This window comes from Streptomyces sp. NPDC093094, from assembly GCF_044754345.1.
Lineage (GTDB): Bacteria > Actinomycetota > Actinomycetes > Streptomycetales > Streptomycetaceae > Streptomyces.
Genome location: NZ_JBIVOX010000008.1, coordinates 250658 through 263124 on the forward strand (window position 1 = coordinate 250658; position 12467 = coordinate 263124).

At 73.1% G+C, this 12467-nt stretch carries 9 protein-coding genes; 7 read left to right on the forward strand and 2 right to left on the reverse strand.

All coding sequences use genetic code 11. The features are described 5' to 3' along the window. Positions 1 to 322: 322 nt before the first annotated feature. Positions 323 to 1543: a metallophosphoesterase gene (locus ACIQGV_RS19260; RefSeq protein ID WP_402496226.1), complete on the forward strand. Its 1221-nt coding sequence runs from the start codon at positions 323 to 325 to the stop codon at positions 1541 to 1543. Positions 1544 to 1792: 249 nt separating this feature from the next. On the opposite strand, the gene ACIQGV_RS19265 is transcribed toward ACIQGV_RS19260, so the two are convergent. Continuing rightward, a complete protein-coding gene (locus ACIQGV_RS19265) occupies positions 1793 to 2098 on the reverse strand; it encodes a cupin domain-containing protein (protein ID WP_402496227.1) in 306 nt (101 codons plus the stop codon). Between the two features lie 354 nt (positions 2099 to 2452). Here ACIQGV_RS19265 and ACIQGV_RS19270 point away from each other — a divergent pair, with 354 nt between their 5' ends. The 4 genes from ACIQGV_RS19270 (at position 2453) to ACIQGV_RS19285 (ending at position 8916) form a co-directional block, all read left to right on the forward strand. Continuing rightward, positions 2453 to 3223 carry a methyltransferase domain-containing protein gene (locus tag ACIQGV_RS19270; protein WP_402496228.1) on the forward strand — a complete coding sequence of 257 codons (771 nt, stop codon included), beginning with the start codon at positions 2453 to 2455 and terminating at the stop codon, positions 3221 to 3223. A 352-nt stretch (positions 3224 to 3575) separates the two neighbouring features. Further along, complete coding sequence (locus ACIQGV_RS19275; RefSeq protein WP_402496229.1) at positions 3576 to 4439, forward strand: hypothetical protein; 864 nt, start codon at positions 3576 to 3578, stop codon at positions 4437 to 4439. Further along, positions 4439 to 6685 carry a bifunctional serine/threonine-protein kinase/ABC transporter substrate-binding protein gene (locus ACIQGV_RS19280; protein ID WP_402496230.1) on the forward strand — a complete coding sequence of 749 codons (2247 nt, stop codon included), beginning with the start codon at positions 4439 to 4441 and terminating at the stop codon, positions 6683 to 6685. The genes ACIQGV_RS19275 and ACIQGV_RS19280 overlap by 1 nt, the downstream gene beginning before the upstream one ends. Then, complete coding sequence (locus ACIQGV_RS19285; RefSeq protein WP_402496231.1) at positions 6685 to 8916, forward strand: bifunctional serine/threonine-protein kinase/ABC transporter substrate-binding protein; 2232 nt, start codon at positions 6685 to 6687, stop codon at positions 8914 to 8916. The genes ACIQGV_RS19280 and ACIQGV_RS19285 overlap by 1 nt, the downstream gene beginning before the upstream one ends. A gap of 135 nt (positions 8917 to 9051) precedes the next feature. On the opposite strand, the gene ACIQGV_RS19290 is transcribed toward ACIQGV_RS19285, so the two are convergent. After that, positions 9052 to 10542 carry a metallophosphoesterase family protein gene (locus tag ACIQGV_RS19290; protein ID WP_402496232.1) on the reverse strand — a complete coding sequence of 497 codons (1491 nt, stop codon included), beginning with the start codon at positions 10540 to 10542 and terminating at the stop codon, positions 9052 to 9054. Positions 10543 to 10857: 315 nt separating this feature from the next. On the opposite strand from ACIQGV_RS19290, the gene ACIQGV_RS19295 reads away from it, so the two are divergent. Continuing rightward, positions 10858 to 11820: a hypothetical protein gene (locus ACIQGV_RS19295; protein ID WP_402496233.1), complete on the forward strand. Its 963-nt coding sequence runs from the start codon at positions 10858 to 10860 to the stop codon at positions 11818 to 11820. A gap of 127 nt (positions 11821 to 11947) precedes the next feature. Continuing rightward, positions 11948 to 12163 (forward strand): hypothetical protein, encoded by a 216-nt coding sequence (locus tag ACIQGV_RS19300; RefSeq protein WP_402496234.1) that lies wholly within the window; start codon positions 11948 to 11950, stop codon positions 12161 to 12163. Positions 12164 to 12467 lie beyond the last annotated feature (304 nt).

Below are 12467 nucleotides of genomic sequence, written 5' to 3' on the forward strand. Positions count from 1 at the left end.
GCACACATCACCGAGAGGGCGTTTTGCTCCACAATGATCATGGATGGTGCGCGGTGGGCTTTGTCACGGAGAAGTGAGGGAACCTCAAGCCCCTTTTGTCGTTCGCCCCTTCGCACCTGACCGGGTCCGGTCCGGGTGATCGGCCGGCCGTGTGGGGCCGGGTCCGGTCCGGGTGATCGGCCGGCCGTGCGGGGGCCGGGTCGTCGCCGTCTTGCAGAGAACCCTTCGCCCCGAGGGGCCGCGTCCGCGAACGCCGGTCCGGCCGGACCGAGGGCGACCAGATACAGTGCGCGAGACGGCAGCCCGGCCAGGGAGGGGAAGCGTGACCGCCACCGACAACATCCGACCCGCCGACGGTGAGGCGCGAGCCCCGCGGCAGAGCCGACTGCACCGACTGATGCGCTACATCCCCCTGATCGCCCCCGTCCTGCTGTGGACCGTGCCCTGCTGGGTGCTCCTGCACAGCGGTCAGCACTGGCCGCTGCCCGTCACGTCGGCCGGCACCGCCCTGTTCGCCCTCGGCCTCGCCGGTATGCCGTTCGCGATGATGCGCGGCCACGGCCGGCGCCAGCAGGACCGGGCGGCGATCATCGGTGACACCCTGCTGGGCACCAGCTGGGTCCTGTTCACCTGGTCCGTCCTGCTCGGCGTCCTGCTGCGGCTCGCCCTGACCGTGGCCGGCGTCGGCGAGAGCCAGGACCGGGCCCGTATCGTCACGTGGGCCGTCCTCGGTGTGACCGCCGCGCTGCTCGCCTGGGGGTACGCCGAGGCCCGCCGCGTACCGCGCGTGCGCCGACTCGACGTGCAACTGCCCCGGCTGGGCGCGGGGTTGGACGGCCTCCGTGTCGCCCTCATCACCGACACCCACTACGGCCCGCTCGATCGCGTCCGCTGGTCGGAACGGGTGTGCGAGGCGGTGAACAGCCTGGAGGCCGACCTGGTCTGCCACACCGGCGACATCGCGGACGGCACGGCCGAACGCCGTCGCGCCCAGGCCGTCCCTCTCGGCACCGTGCGGGCCACCCGGGCCCGTGTGTACGTCACCGGCAACCACGAGTACTACAGCGAGGCCCAGGGCTGGGTCGACCTGATGGGCGAGCTGGGCTGGGAGCCGCTGCGCAACCGCCACCTGCTGCTCGAACGCGGAGGCGACACCCTCGTGGTCGCCGGCGTGGACGACGTCACCGCCGAGTCCTCCGGCCTGGAAGGCCACCGCGCCCACCTCGCCGGGGCCTTGGACGGCGCCGACCCCGGCCTGCCCGTCCTGCTGCTGGCGCACCAGCCCAAGTTCGTCGACCGGGCGGCGGCCGCCGGCATCGACCTCCAGCTCTCCGGCCACACCCACGGCGGCCAGATCTGGCCCTTCCACCACCTGGTCCGCATCGACCAGCCCGCCCTCGCCGGCCTCAGCCGGCACGGCACCCGCACCCTCCTCTACACCAGCCGGGGCACCGGCTTCTGGGGTCCGCCGTTCCGCGTCTTCGCACCCAGCGAGATCACCCTGCTCGTGCTCCGCTGCCCGCAGACGCCCACCTCGCCGTAGCACCGGGCCGTGCGCCGAGAACGGATCTCGGTCGACGGACGATCGCGGTTCACGGGGCGGGGAGGTCCCGCGGACGGGCAGGGGGTGGCGCCGGAGCCGTCGTCGCCGAAGGGGACGACGGCGGGAGGGCCGCCCGTCCTGCTCCGGCTGTTCCCCTTCCGGTGCGTGCGAGAGGATCAAGGGCGACCTGGTCCGTCAAGCGCCCGAGAGGTGACCGCCGATTCCCCGGCCGGGGACGCATGAGCGCGTTCACGCCCCGGCTTCCTCGATGATCATCAACGTGCCGTGGCTCCCCGGGCCGACAGCGTGCCGGGCGCCTGCCGGAACCCGGTACATCTCGCCTGTCCGCACGGCGACCTCGCTGCCCTCCACCAGCAGTTCCAGCCGCCCGTCGACCACCAGCAGCACCTCAGCGGCCCCGTGAACCTCTTCCTGGACCGGGCTGCCGTCCATCCGCAGGACCTTCACACAGGCCGCTCCCACCTTTCCCAAGGAGCGGGAGCTCCAGGCCGCCGGCAGCGCGGCCGCCGTCTCCACGACGTTGATCGAAGTCATCGCATGCCTCCTCCCGGGCCGCTTCCACCATGGCGCGAGCAGCCCGTCCCTCACGTTCAACGGATGCCTGAAAGCTATCCGAGCAGGGACGACCGCCGGTCGACCGTTCGGTAAAACCTCTCCCCGGCCGCAGCGACGGCACGCCCGTCCGCCGGCCCGGGTCCGGGCCGGACGTGTGCCAGGGGCCGTGTCCGGAGGGCCGTGTGCCGTCGCTGTCGCCTCAGGACCGGACGGGAGGAGAGCGGCGGCCGCGCCGACCGCGATCACGTAGCGAATTCGCCGTCTCACTGCGCGTCCGCGCCCGTGATCCTATGCTGACATCCAGAACGAAAACGGCCTGGGGGGGCATGCCTGATGAAGGCGGTAAACAGGAGTACGTCCGTATTGAAGTCGGGGGTCAAACGGCTCCTGGGACGTGCCGGATTCGACATCGTACGCAGCACCGACAACCGGGGTGGCGTCGACGACTTCCTTCCGTTCGAAGCGACGATGCGGGCCGCACGGGCGGCCGGTCTGTCGGTCGGTGACCACATCGACGAGGTCATGAACGGAACGCCGGGCGCCACCCAGTCCACCATCGACGAACTCGGCGCCCTGGGCGTCTTCGCCGCCGCCCCGGAGACGGTGCTGGAGATCGGCCCGGGGTCCGGACGGTACCTGGAGAAGACGCTGAAGGAGTGTTCACCGGGCCGTTACGAGATCTACGAGACGGCAGCGCCCTGGGCCGACTACCTGGTCGAAACGTTCGGGGTGGTCGCCCAGCCGACCTCAGGATGCAGTCTCTCCCCCACACCCGACAGCAGCATCGACCTCGTTCAGGCCCACAAGGTCTTCAACACCGTGACCTTCCTGCGCGCCTCCCGCTACTTCTTCGAGATGGCACGGGTCACGCGGCCTGGTGGCCGGATCGTCTTCGACGTGATGACGGAGACCTGCCTGGATCCCGCCGCGGTGCGCGCCTGGACGACGCAGGGCGGCGAGGGGCACGACTCCTACCCGGCTGCCATGCCTCGCCAGACCTGCGTGGACCTCTTCGCGACCCTCGGCTGCAGCCTGGAGGCGAGCTTCCTGGCGCCCATGGGCGTCGCCTCCACGGAGGTGCTCGTCTTCGGAAAGGCGGCTTGACCCTCCGGAGGCTTTTGCGGGATGTCACCGCCGAGCCCGGTCGCCCGGTGACGCGGACCGTGTCGCGGGCGGGCCCGAGTACGTCGACGAAGTGCTTCGGCGCGCTCCCCGGCCCGCTGCTCCGGCCGCGCCGCCGAATCGGGGTTCGGCGTGCAGAGCGACGGACGGTTCATCGTGCTGACGGGCGCCCCGCACACCCTCGCCGTCCCGCACGGCCGCACCCGGGCGACGGGCGTCCCTGACGCGCGCCGACCTGGCCCGTCCGCTGTTCATGGAACCGCCCGCCCGCTCCTCGCGTCCGTCGGTACGATCATCACAGACGAGCGGGGGCTCGTGAGCGAGGGGGCGGGGGATGGACGACGAGAACGCCGTTGTTCGCAGAGGGACTTGGCCGTGGCGGGTCGCCGCGTCGGTTGCCGCGGCGGCCGTGATGCTCGGCGGCTGCGGTTCCGGGGACGACGACAAGGCGGCCGGGCCGAGCCCTTCGGCCCCTTCGGGATCCGCCACCGCGCCCCCGTCCGGCTCTCCCGCCGCCACCCCGTCCGCGTCCTCCTCGGGTGGTGACGCGCCGTCGCTGACGCCGTTCCAGGCGGACCCCGCCAAGGTGCCCGGGACGAAGAGCCGGGCCGAGGCGCTGGCGGAAGCCGTCGCGCTGGAACCGCAGGAGTGGGGCGCGGGCTTCCGGGCGCAGCAGTCGGCCGTGAGCACCCCGGGCACGTTCGCCGTGCTGGACGAACAGTGCCGGTGGGAGCGGGGAGCGCTGCCCGAGGGCGTCCTCGCCTCCCTGACCCGCTACAGCGAGCTTCCTGCCACCGGCGGCAAGGGCGAGCTCAAGGTGAGCGCCGCGGTCACCGTGCACACCACCGTACGCGACGCCGACGAGCGGCTGGCCTCCACCCTGGAGGAGCCGTTGCGCTGCCGGCAGCAGCAGGTCCGTGCCGACGAGTGGATCGCCGAACTCCAGTCGACCGCCACTCCTTACGGCCAGGGCGGCAACGACTATGCCGACGACCAGGTCGTGGAGATAGGCAAGTACCTCACCGGGAACAGCCGGCAGTCCTACTTCTGGTTCGTCACCCGCCTGGGCACGGTGACCGTGACGGTGTCGGTGAAGGGCGCCAAGGGCTACTCGGACAAAGAGTTGAACGTGTACGCGTCGGGCGCCACCGCCACCATGCTCGAGAGCGCGAAGTTCGAACTCGGAGGAGACAACTGATGGAGCCGCTGCGTTCGTCGGACCCCGCGCGTATCGCGGACCACCGCCTGCTCGGGCGGCTCGGCGCCGGAGGCATGGGCGTGGTGTACCTGGCGCGCACGCCGGGCGGCGCGCTGGTGGCGCTGAAGGTGCTGCTCGCCGAGTACGCCGAGGAACCGGGCTTCAAGGAGCGGTTCCGCCGCGAGGTCGAGGTGGCCCGGCGGGTCGACAGCCCCTGGGTGGTGCCGCTGGTGGACGCCGATCCTGACGCCGAGGCGCCGTGGCTGGCGACGGCGTTCGTGCCCGGACCGTCGCTGGCCGAGGCCGTGGGCATGTACGGGCCGCTGCCCGAGCGCGGTGTGCGTCTGCTCGGCGCCCGGCTGGCCGAGGCGCTGGGCGAGGTGCACCGGGCGGGGCTGGTCCACCGGGACCTGAAGCCGGGCAATGTGCTGATCGGCCATGACGGGCCGCGGCTCATCGACTTCGGCATCGCTCGCGCGCCGGAGGACCGGTCCCTCACCGCGACCGGGATGGTGGTCGGCACACCCGGCTATCTGTCGCCCGAGCAGGCCGAGGGGCGGGGCGGGGACGGCATCGGCCCGGCGAGCGACGTGTTCTCGCTCGGCTGTGTCCTGGCGTTCGCGGCGACCGGCCGGGCGCCCTTCGGCAGCGGCGCGCTCGACGCCCTGCTGTACCGGGCCGTCCACGACCCTGCGGACCTGGAGGGTGTGCCGGCAGGGCTGCTCGACGTGCTGGGCCGCTGCCTGGAGAAGGATCCTGACCGGCGGCCGGACGCCGGTGAGCTGACGCGGGAGCTGACGGCCGACGCCGCCCGGGACGACGAGGCGTCCGATGCCGCTCCGCGGGACGAGGAGCCGTCCGAGTGGCTGCCCGAGCCGGTCTCCCGGCTGATCGCCGAACGTTCGGCCGCCGCGCTCGCGCTGCCGGACATCGAGCACACGCTGGCGCCGTCCGAGGCGCCGGCCGCCGCCGACCCGGCGGAGCCCGAAACGCGCGAGATGCCCGGGACGGGCGAGCCGCAGGACTCCCGCCCGGCCGGCCGGCGTCGTTTCCTGCTGCTCGCCGGCGGGGCCGTGGCGCTCGCGGCAGGCGGGGGCGGGGCCTGGTGGGCGGCCGCCCGTGACGGCGGCTCCGGAGGCGACGGCCCTGCCCCCACGGCGTCCTCGCGCGGGCCGGTGTACACGGTCGCGCTGCACGGCGACCTCAGCGGCCCGCAGCAGGCGACGGGCCGGGCCCAGGAGCGTGGACTGCGGCTCGCGGTCGAGGAGTTCAACGCGCGCGGCGACGCCCCGTTCACCGTGAAGGTCAAGGCCGTCGACGACGGGGGCGATCCGGCGGCGTCCGCCCGGCTCGCCAAGGAACTCACCGACGATCCCGCGGTCCTCGCCGTGGTCGGCCCGACCACCGACGACACCGGGCAGGCCGCCCTCGCGACGTACGACGCCGGGCTGCTGCCGGTCGTCGGCGTGTCCCCCGGCACGATGAACCTGTTCCTCCAGGGATTCCGCTCGTACCTGAGCACGCGGCTGCCCGACGCGGTGCTGCCCGTCTTCATGAGCAACTACCTGCTGGGCACCGCGCGATCGCGCAAGGTCGGCATCGTCGTCGACCGCCCGGCCGGCGTCTACGGGACGAATCTGGCCACTTCCCTCAGCAACGCGCTCGGCAACATCCCCCACCCGTCCGTGCCGGAAGTGGTCAGCGCGATGCGCCGTGACTTCGGCACCGCGGTGGACGGTGTGCTCTCGGCCGGCGCCGACTCCGTGTTCTTCGCCGGTCTGCCCGACCGAGCAGCGCTGATCGCGGCGACACTCCGGGAACGCGCCTTCCGGGGTGCGCGGGTCTCCGGTCCGGCGCTGCTGGACGCACAGTTCCTGACGCAGGCCCAGAAAGCTTCCGAGGGCTGGGTGATGGTGGCTCCGGTCATCGACGCGACCCGCAAACCCGAGGCACGGAAGTTCGCCGCCGCCTACCGCGAACGCTTCAAGGACGCGCCGCCCCGGTACGCGGCGGAGTCCTACGACGCGACCGGGATGCTGCTCAAGGGCCTGGCCGGGCTGCCGGCGAAGAGCCGCACCCGCCAGAACCTGCTCGCCGCCGTACGGAAGGGGAAGTACGAGGGCATCGTCAAGAATCTCGCCTTCGAGGAGAACGGCATGCTGGTCATCGACGGCAGCGGCGCCTACCTCTGGCGCGTGGACCAGGGTGACTTCGTGTACGACGGCCCCGCGCCGCTCACCGCCTGATGGAACCCCTGCGGGCCGGCGACCCGTCCCGGATCGGCCGCTACCGTCTGCTGCGGCGGCTGGGCGCCGGCGGCATGGGAGTGGTCTTCCTGGCCCGTGCGCCGGGCGGGGCGATCGCCGCGGTGAAGACGGTCAGGTCCTCGTACGCCGACGAGAGCGGATTCCGCGCCCGTTTCCGCCGTGAGGTCGAGACCGCCCGGCGGGTCGACAGCCGCTGGGTGGTCCCGCTGCTGGACGCCGACGCCGACGCGGAGACACCGTGGCTGGCGACCTCGTACGTGCCGGGGCCCTCGCTCGCCGAGGCGGTGGACACCTTCGGGCCGCTGCCGCTCGCATCCGTACGGGTGCTGGGTGCGCGGCTCGCCGAGGCGGTCGAGGCGGTGCACGGCGCCGGTCTGGTGCACCGCGACGTGAAGCCGGGAAACATCCTGCTGGCCCCTGACGGGCCACGGCTCATCGACTTCGGCATCGCCCGCGCTCCGGAGGGCACCGCGCTCACCTCCAGCGGCGTGATCGTCGGCTCGCCCGGCTTCCTGTCCCCCGAGCAGGCGCGGGCGCGGAGCGGCGAGATCGGCCCGCCCAGCGACGTGTTCTCGCTGGGATGCGTGCTGGCGTACGCCGCGACCGGGGTACGGCCGTTCGGCGGCGGCGCGGCGGCGGGGGTGCTGCTGCGCACGATCTACGAGGAGCCCGACCCGGCGTCGCTGCCGGACGGTCTGGCGCCCCTGATCGGTGCCTGCCTGCACAAGGACCCGGCCGACCGCCCGGGCCTCGCGGAGCTGCGTGCGGGGCTCGGGGAGACGGCGTCGGCCGAATCCGCCGACCCGTCCGGCTGGCTGCCCGCGCCGGTCACCCGGCTGATCAACGACAGATCCGCCGCCGTGCTCACCATCGGCTCGATCGAACCGACCGAGGTGTCCGCGTCCGCGACGTCGAGCACGGCGAGCGCGGTGTCGCCGGAGGCGGTGACGCTGACGGCCGTCACCGCCACCCGCCCCACCCCGCGTACCGTCGGCCGCCGCGGCTTCCTGCGCCTGGGCTCGACGGCGGGACTCCTCGCGGCGGGCGGGGGCGGGGCCTGGTGGTGGAGCAACCGGGCGAAAGCGGGACCGTCCACGCCGTCGGGGAGCGGCCGTACGCGCCCCGAACTGGTCGTGGCGTTCCACGGCGACCTGACCGGCGCCGCCAAGGAGAGCGGGAAGGCTCAGCTCGACGGCGCCCGGCTGGCCGTGGAGCAGCTCAACGCGCAGAGCGAGCGCCCTTTCCGGCTGAAGCTGCGGACGTACGACGACGGCGGCGACACGAAGCGGGCCCGGAACCTGGCCGTCAGGCTGGCGAAGGACTCCGAGGTGCTCGCCGTACTGGGCCCCACCACCGACGCCTGCTTCCGCGCCACCGGGAAGACGTACACCGAGGCGGTCATGCCCGTCGTGTCCGTCTCGGTGGGCGCCGACACACGAGGGTCGCCGCTCGACGACTCGCGCCTCTTCCACTGGCATGCGGCGCTGCGCGTCATCGACGGACTTCTCGCCGTGCCCTGCGTCCGCTACCTCAGCAATCACGTCGACTCCCGTCATGCGCTCCTCGTGGACGACCGGGCGCAGGGCGACTTCGCCTGGGCCGTGTGCGACCAGATCGAGCGGGCACTGAGACGGAACGGGCGGGACGTCACGGTGTCCCGTGTCGCCGCCGGGAGGATCGACCACACGTCGCTCGCCGCCGAGGTGAAGGCCGCGCGCGCGGACGCGGTCGTCTTCACCGGCGACGCGGCCCGGGCCGCCGGACTCGCGTCGGCGCTGACCGCCGCCCGGTTCACCGGCACCCGGATGGCGACGGAACGCGCCCTCGACCCGCGGTTCCTCGCGTCGGCCGGCGCCGCCGCCGAGGGCTGGGTCTTCGCCACCTCCTTCACCGACCCGACGGCCCGCGCCTCCGGACGCGCGTTCACGAGGGCTTATCGTGCCCGCTTCGGCGCCGATCCCGGCTGGTACGCGGCGGAGGCCCACGACGCCGTGATGTTCCTGGCCCAGGCGTGCGACAAGGACGGCACCATGCTGACAGAGCGGGGCGCGATCGCCCGCCGGATGCCCGAGATCACGTTTTCCGGCATCACCCGCACGGTCAAGTACGAGTCGGGGTTCGGCTACAACCACGACGCGATGTTCGAGTTCCAGGTCGTCGACGGCGCGTTCCGGTACCTGGGGCAGTACCTGGAAGCCGCGGTGTCGTGAAGCGGGGCGGTGCACCGGGCCGGGCGGACCGACCGGTCCCGGCCCGGAGGAGCACCCCTGCCCCGGCCTCGCGCGACGCGCCCGGCCCGGCCGGCACCGCCGAGGCGTCCCGCCGCCTCACCGGGAAGGAGGGCTTCAGCAGACGAAGTTGCGGTGGTCGGTGCTCGTGCTCAGCCTGCAGCTGCCGCCGAGGCGGTCGCCGTCGCGGTCACGGAAGACGAGGTTCCAGGTGGTGCCGTCGTGGCGGAGGTCGCCGTAGCCGAAGATGCCCGGACCTCCGGGGGTCAGCAGCTTGGTCACGGCCTGGTGGACCTGCTGCGGCGGTGTGCCGATGGACTGCAGCTCGACGTTGCCGTCGACCGGGCCGTTGTCCAGGGGGCCGCCGGAGTTTCCCAGAGTCAGCTGGGGCGGGCGGGTGCTGTCGAAGTCGAGCTTCTGGGCGAAGTGGAAGTGGCCCGAGAGCACCATGCGCACCTTGTCGTGCAGGTGATGCAGTGAGGTGTCGGCGACGGCGCCGTCGAGGACGTGCGTCGCCCAGGTGACCGCCCCTGGCGTCTGCCCGGCCGCCTTCACCGTCCACAGAGGCTTGTGCGTGACCACGAAGACGTCGCCGGGGGCCTGCGCCGCGGCCTGGTTCACGGTGTTGAACTGTGCGGTGTAGGCAGCCTGGTTCGCCCTGCTGCCGTCGTCGTCGCGGTCGGCGAGCGAGGAGTCCACGGAGGCGAGGGTCAGCGCGCCGGCCCGGATCACGGCGGGTTGGCTGAAGAGGCTGCACGTGCCGTTGGAGCGCAGCTCGTCGGCGAGGTAACGGAACCACGCGCCGCCCGCGCCGCCCTGCTGGCTGGCGTTGCAGTCCTCGTGGTTGCCCCGGGCGAGCACGACGGGAGCCTCGGCCAGCAGCCGTTCCGCGGGCCTGAAGAAGTCGGCGACCACGCAGGCCCAACCGGCCCTGTCGGCAAGGGTGGTGCAGCCCGGATTCACCGCCTTGTCGTTCGCCCGGGCGGGGTTCTCCCGGTACAGGTAGTCACCGACGTGGACCACCAGGTCGGGCTGTGTCCGGGCGGCGGCGTTGTCCGCGATCTGGCGGAACGGCCAGCCGTTCGCGCAGTTCTGCGCGGGCTCGTCGGCCGGCACGGGAAGTTCGCAGCCGGTGTCGCCGATCACACCGATCCTGGCGGGACGGGTGCCGGGCGTCCAGTTCGGCAGGGGCAGCCGGCCTGTCGACGGATGCAGCCGGGCCGCCTGTACCGTCGCGGGCACCAGCGTCGCGCCGGAGGCCGTCAGGCGCACCCCGGCCTCGCAGACGGTCGTCGGGAACTGCGACCCCATGGGTGTGCTGATCCGGCTCAGGGGGTCCGTGTGCTGGCTTCCCCCGTAGGTGTAACGCACGCTGGGGCACGTCTGGCTGGAGTCCGTGGACACGTATCGGATGCGGGTGCCGTCGCTGGTCAGCTGGGTCCAGGCCCATGCCTCCCCGTCCGGTGCCGAACCGGGCGGCGGGGTCGTCGTCCCCGGCGGCGGCGGTGTGTCGCCGTACCCGGGCGTGGGCTCCGGGGAAGCCGCGCCGGCCGGGACCGCCGCGGCCAGCACACCCGCCGCCGCGAGGGCGACGATGCGATGTCTCATGCTCACGTACCTCCGTCCGTGTGCCCCGGACACCGGCGGACGTCATCGCCTGACGGGCACATCTGGAATCGTCGGCACCGTTCCGGAACCGTGCACGACGACACCGGCGAACGGCTTACACGGCCGAACGGGGTCCGGCTGCACACGGCGATCTGCACCGGCCTCGGCCTGCCCACGGACCGGCGCGCTCCGCGGGGCATCGGAGTGGCGGGCGCGCGGCCCGGTGGCGTGGCTCCCGTGCCGGCGGGCGGCGCTTCCTAGGCTCGGCGGAGGCACGGCACCGGGCCGGCCCTCCGGAACACAGGCAGGTGAGTCGTGGAACAGTTGACGACCGAGTCGGCGACGATCGATCCGCCGGCCGCCGACGGCCACAGGCCCGCCCGCAGGTGGACCCGGCGGCCGGCTGTCGCGGCGGGTCTGCTGCTGCTCTGCGCGCTCTCCACGGGGGCGGCGGGCGCCCCGCAGCCCGGCGGTGTCCGGTCGCCCGTCGGCCCGCCCCCGTACGTGTCCGACTACGGCAACAACCGGGTGCTGACCCTGTCCGCGGACGACGGCGGACAGCTCACCGTCCCCCTCGACGGCCTGGTACGGCCGACCGGCATGGCCTGGGACGCCGCGGGCCGGCTTTACGTCTCCGACACCGGCAACAACCGGGTGGTCGTCCTGCCCCCGGACGGCGGACAGCAGTCCGTCGTACCGGCGAACGGCCTGTCACGCCCGCTGGGACTCGCCGTCGACCCGGCCGGGAACCTGTACATCGCCGACAGCTTCAACGACCGGATCGTGAAGGTGGCCGCCGACGGCGGGGGCCAGACCACTGTCCCCACGACGGGACTGCTGCACCCCTGGGGGCTGGCGTGGGCGCCCGACGGACACCTGTACGTCTCCGACTTCGTCAACGACCGGGTCGTCAAGGTGGCCGTGGACGGAAGCGGCTGGAGCACCGTGCCCACGGCGGGCCTCTCCCAGCCGACCGGACTGGCTCTGAGCACCACCGGTGACCTCTACGTCGCCGACAGCGGCAACAACCGTGTGGTGAAGGTGGCCTCGGGCAGTGGCACGCAGAGCGTCGTGCCCGTCACCGGACTGAACTCCCCGCTCGGGCTCGCGCTCGACGGCACCGGCAACCTCTATGTGGCCGACGGGTTCAACAACCGGGTGGTGCGCGTCCGCGAGACGGGCGGCGGACAGGTGACGCTCGCCTTCACCGGCCTCAGCACACCGACGGGTCTCGCCTTTCCGCCGGCCGCGGCCCGCCCGGGATACGGACAGGACTGACGGGAGCCATCGGCAGACGGGCCCCGGCCGGGGTCGGACGGGCGACGGTGTCTCCCACGGGCGCCGGTGGGGCATGTCGCCCGGGTCGCAACACCGTTCATGTCGCACGACAGTTCACAGGGGGCTTGTGGAGGCGTCGGGACTCGCAGCCACGGCAGCGGGTGTCCTCGCCGCCGGCGTGACGGGGGCCGCGAGCGCGGTCGGTACGGCCTCGGCGACGGCCGTCACGGAGCTGGTGCGGGCGCGGGAGGTGCTGCGGGGTGAGCGGATCGGCGCCGTGCGACGTCAGATCCAGGGCGTGGAGGCGCCGAGGGTGGCGGAGAGGCACCGGGGCCGGACATGAGCCGGGCATGGTTCACGGTCGCATGGGCCGGGTTCTCCGCTTCCCGGCGGGTGACCGGCGAGGAGACCAGGACGTCGGCGGTGAGGTGTTCCAGCAGCGCCGAGAGCCGGGCGGGCGCTGCGGCCGGGTCGTGGTTCCGGATCATGTCGTTGGTTCCGATGTGCAGCAGCATCGTGCGGGGGCGGGTGGCACGGACCCAGCCGGCGGCGTGGGGGCCCGGCCGCGGATGCCGCACCGGTACGCCGGTACGCCGTAGCGGCGAGGAGGGAGGGTGCGGTCCGTGCGATGCGGTGGAGCGGCCGTG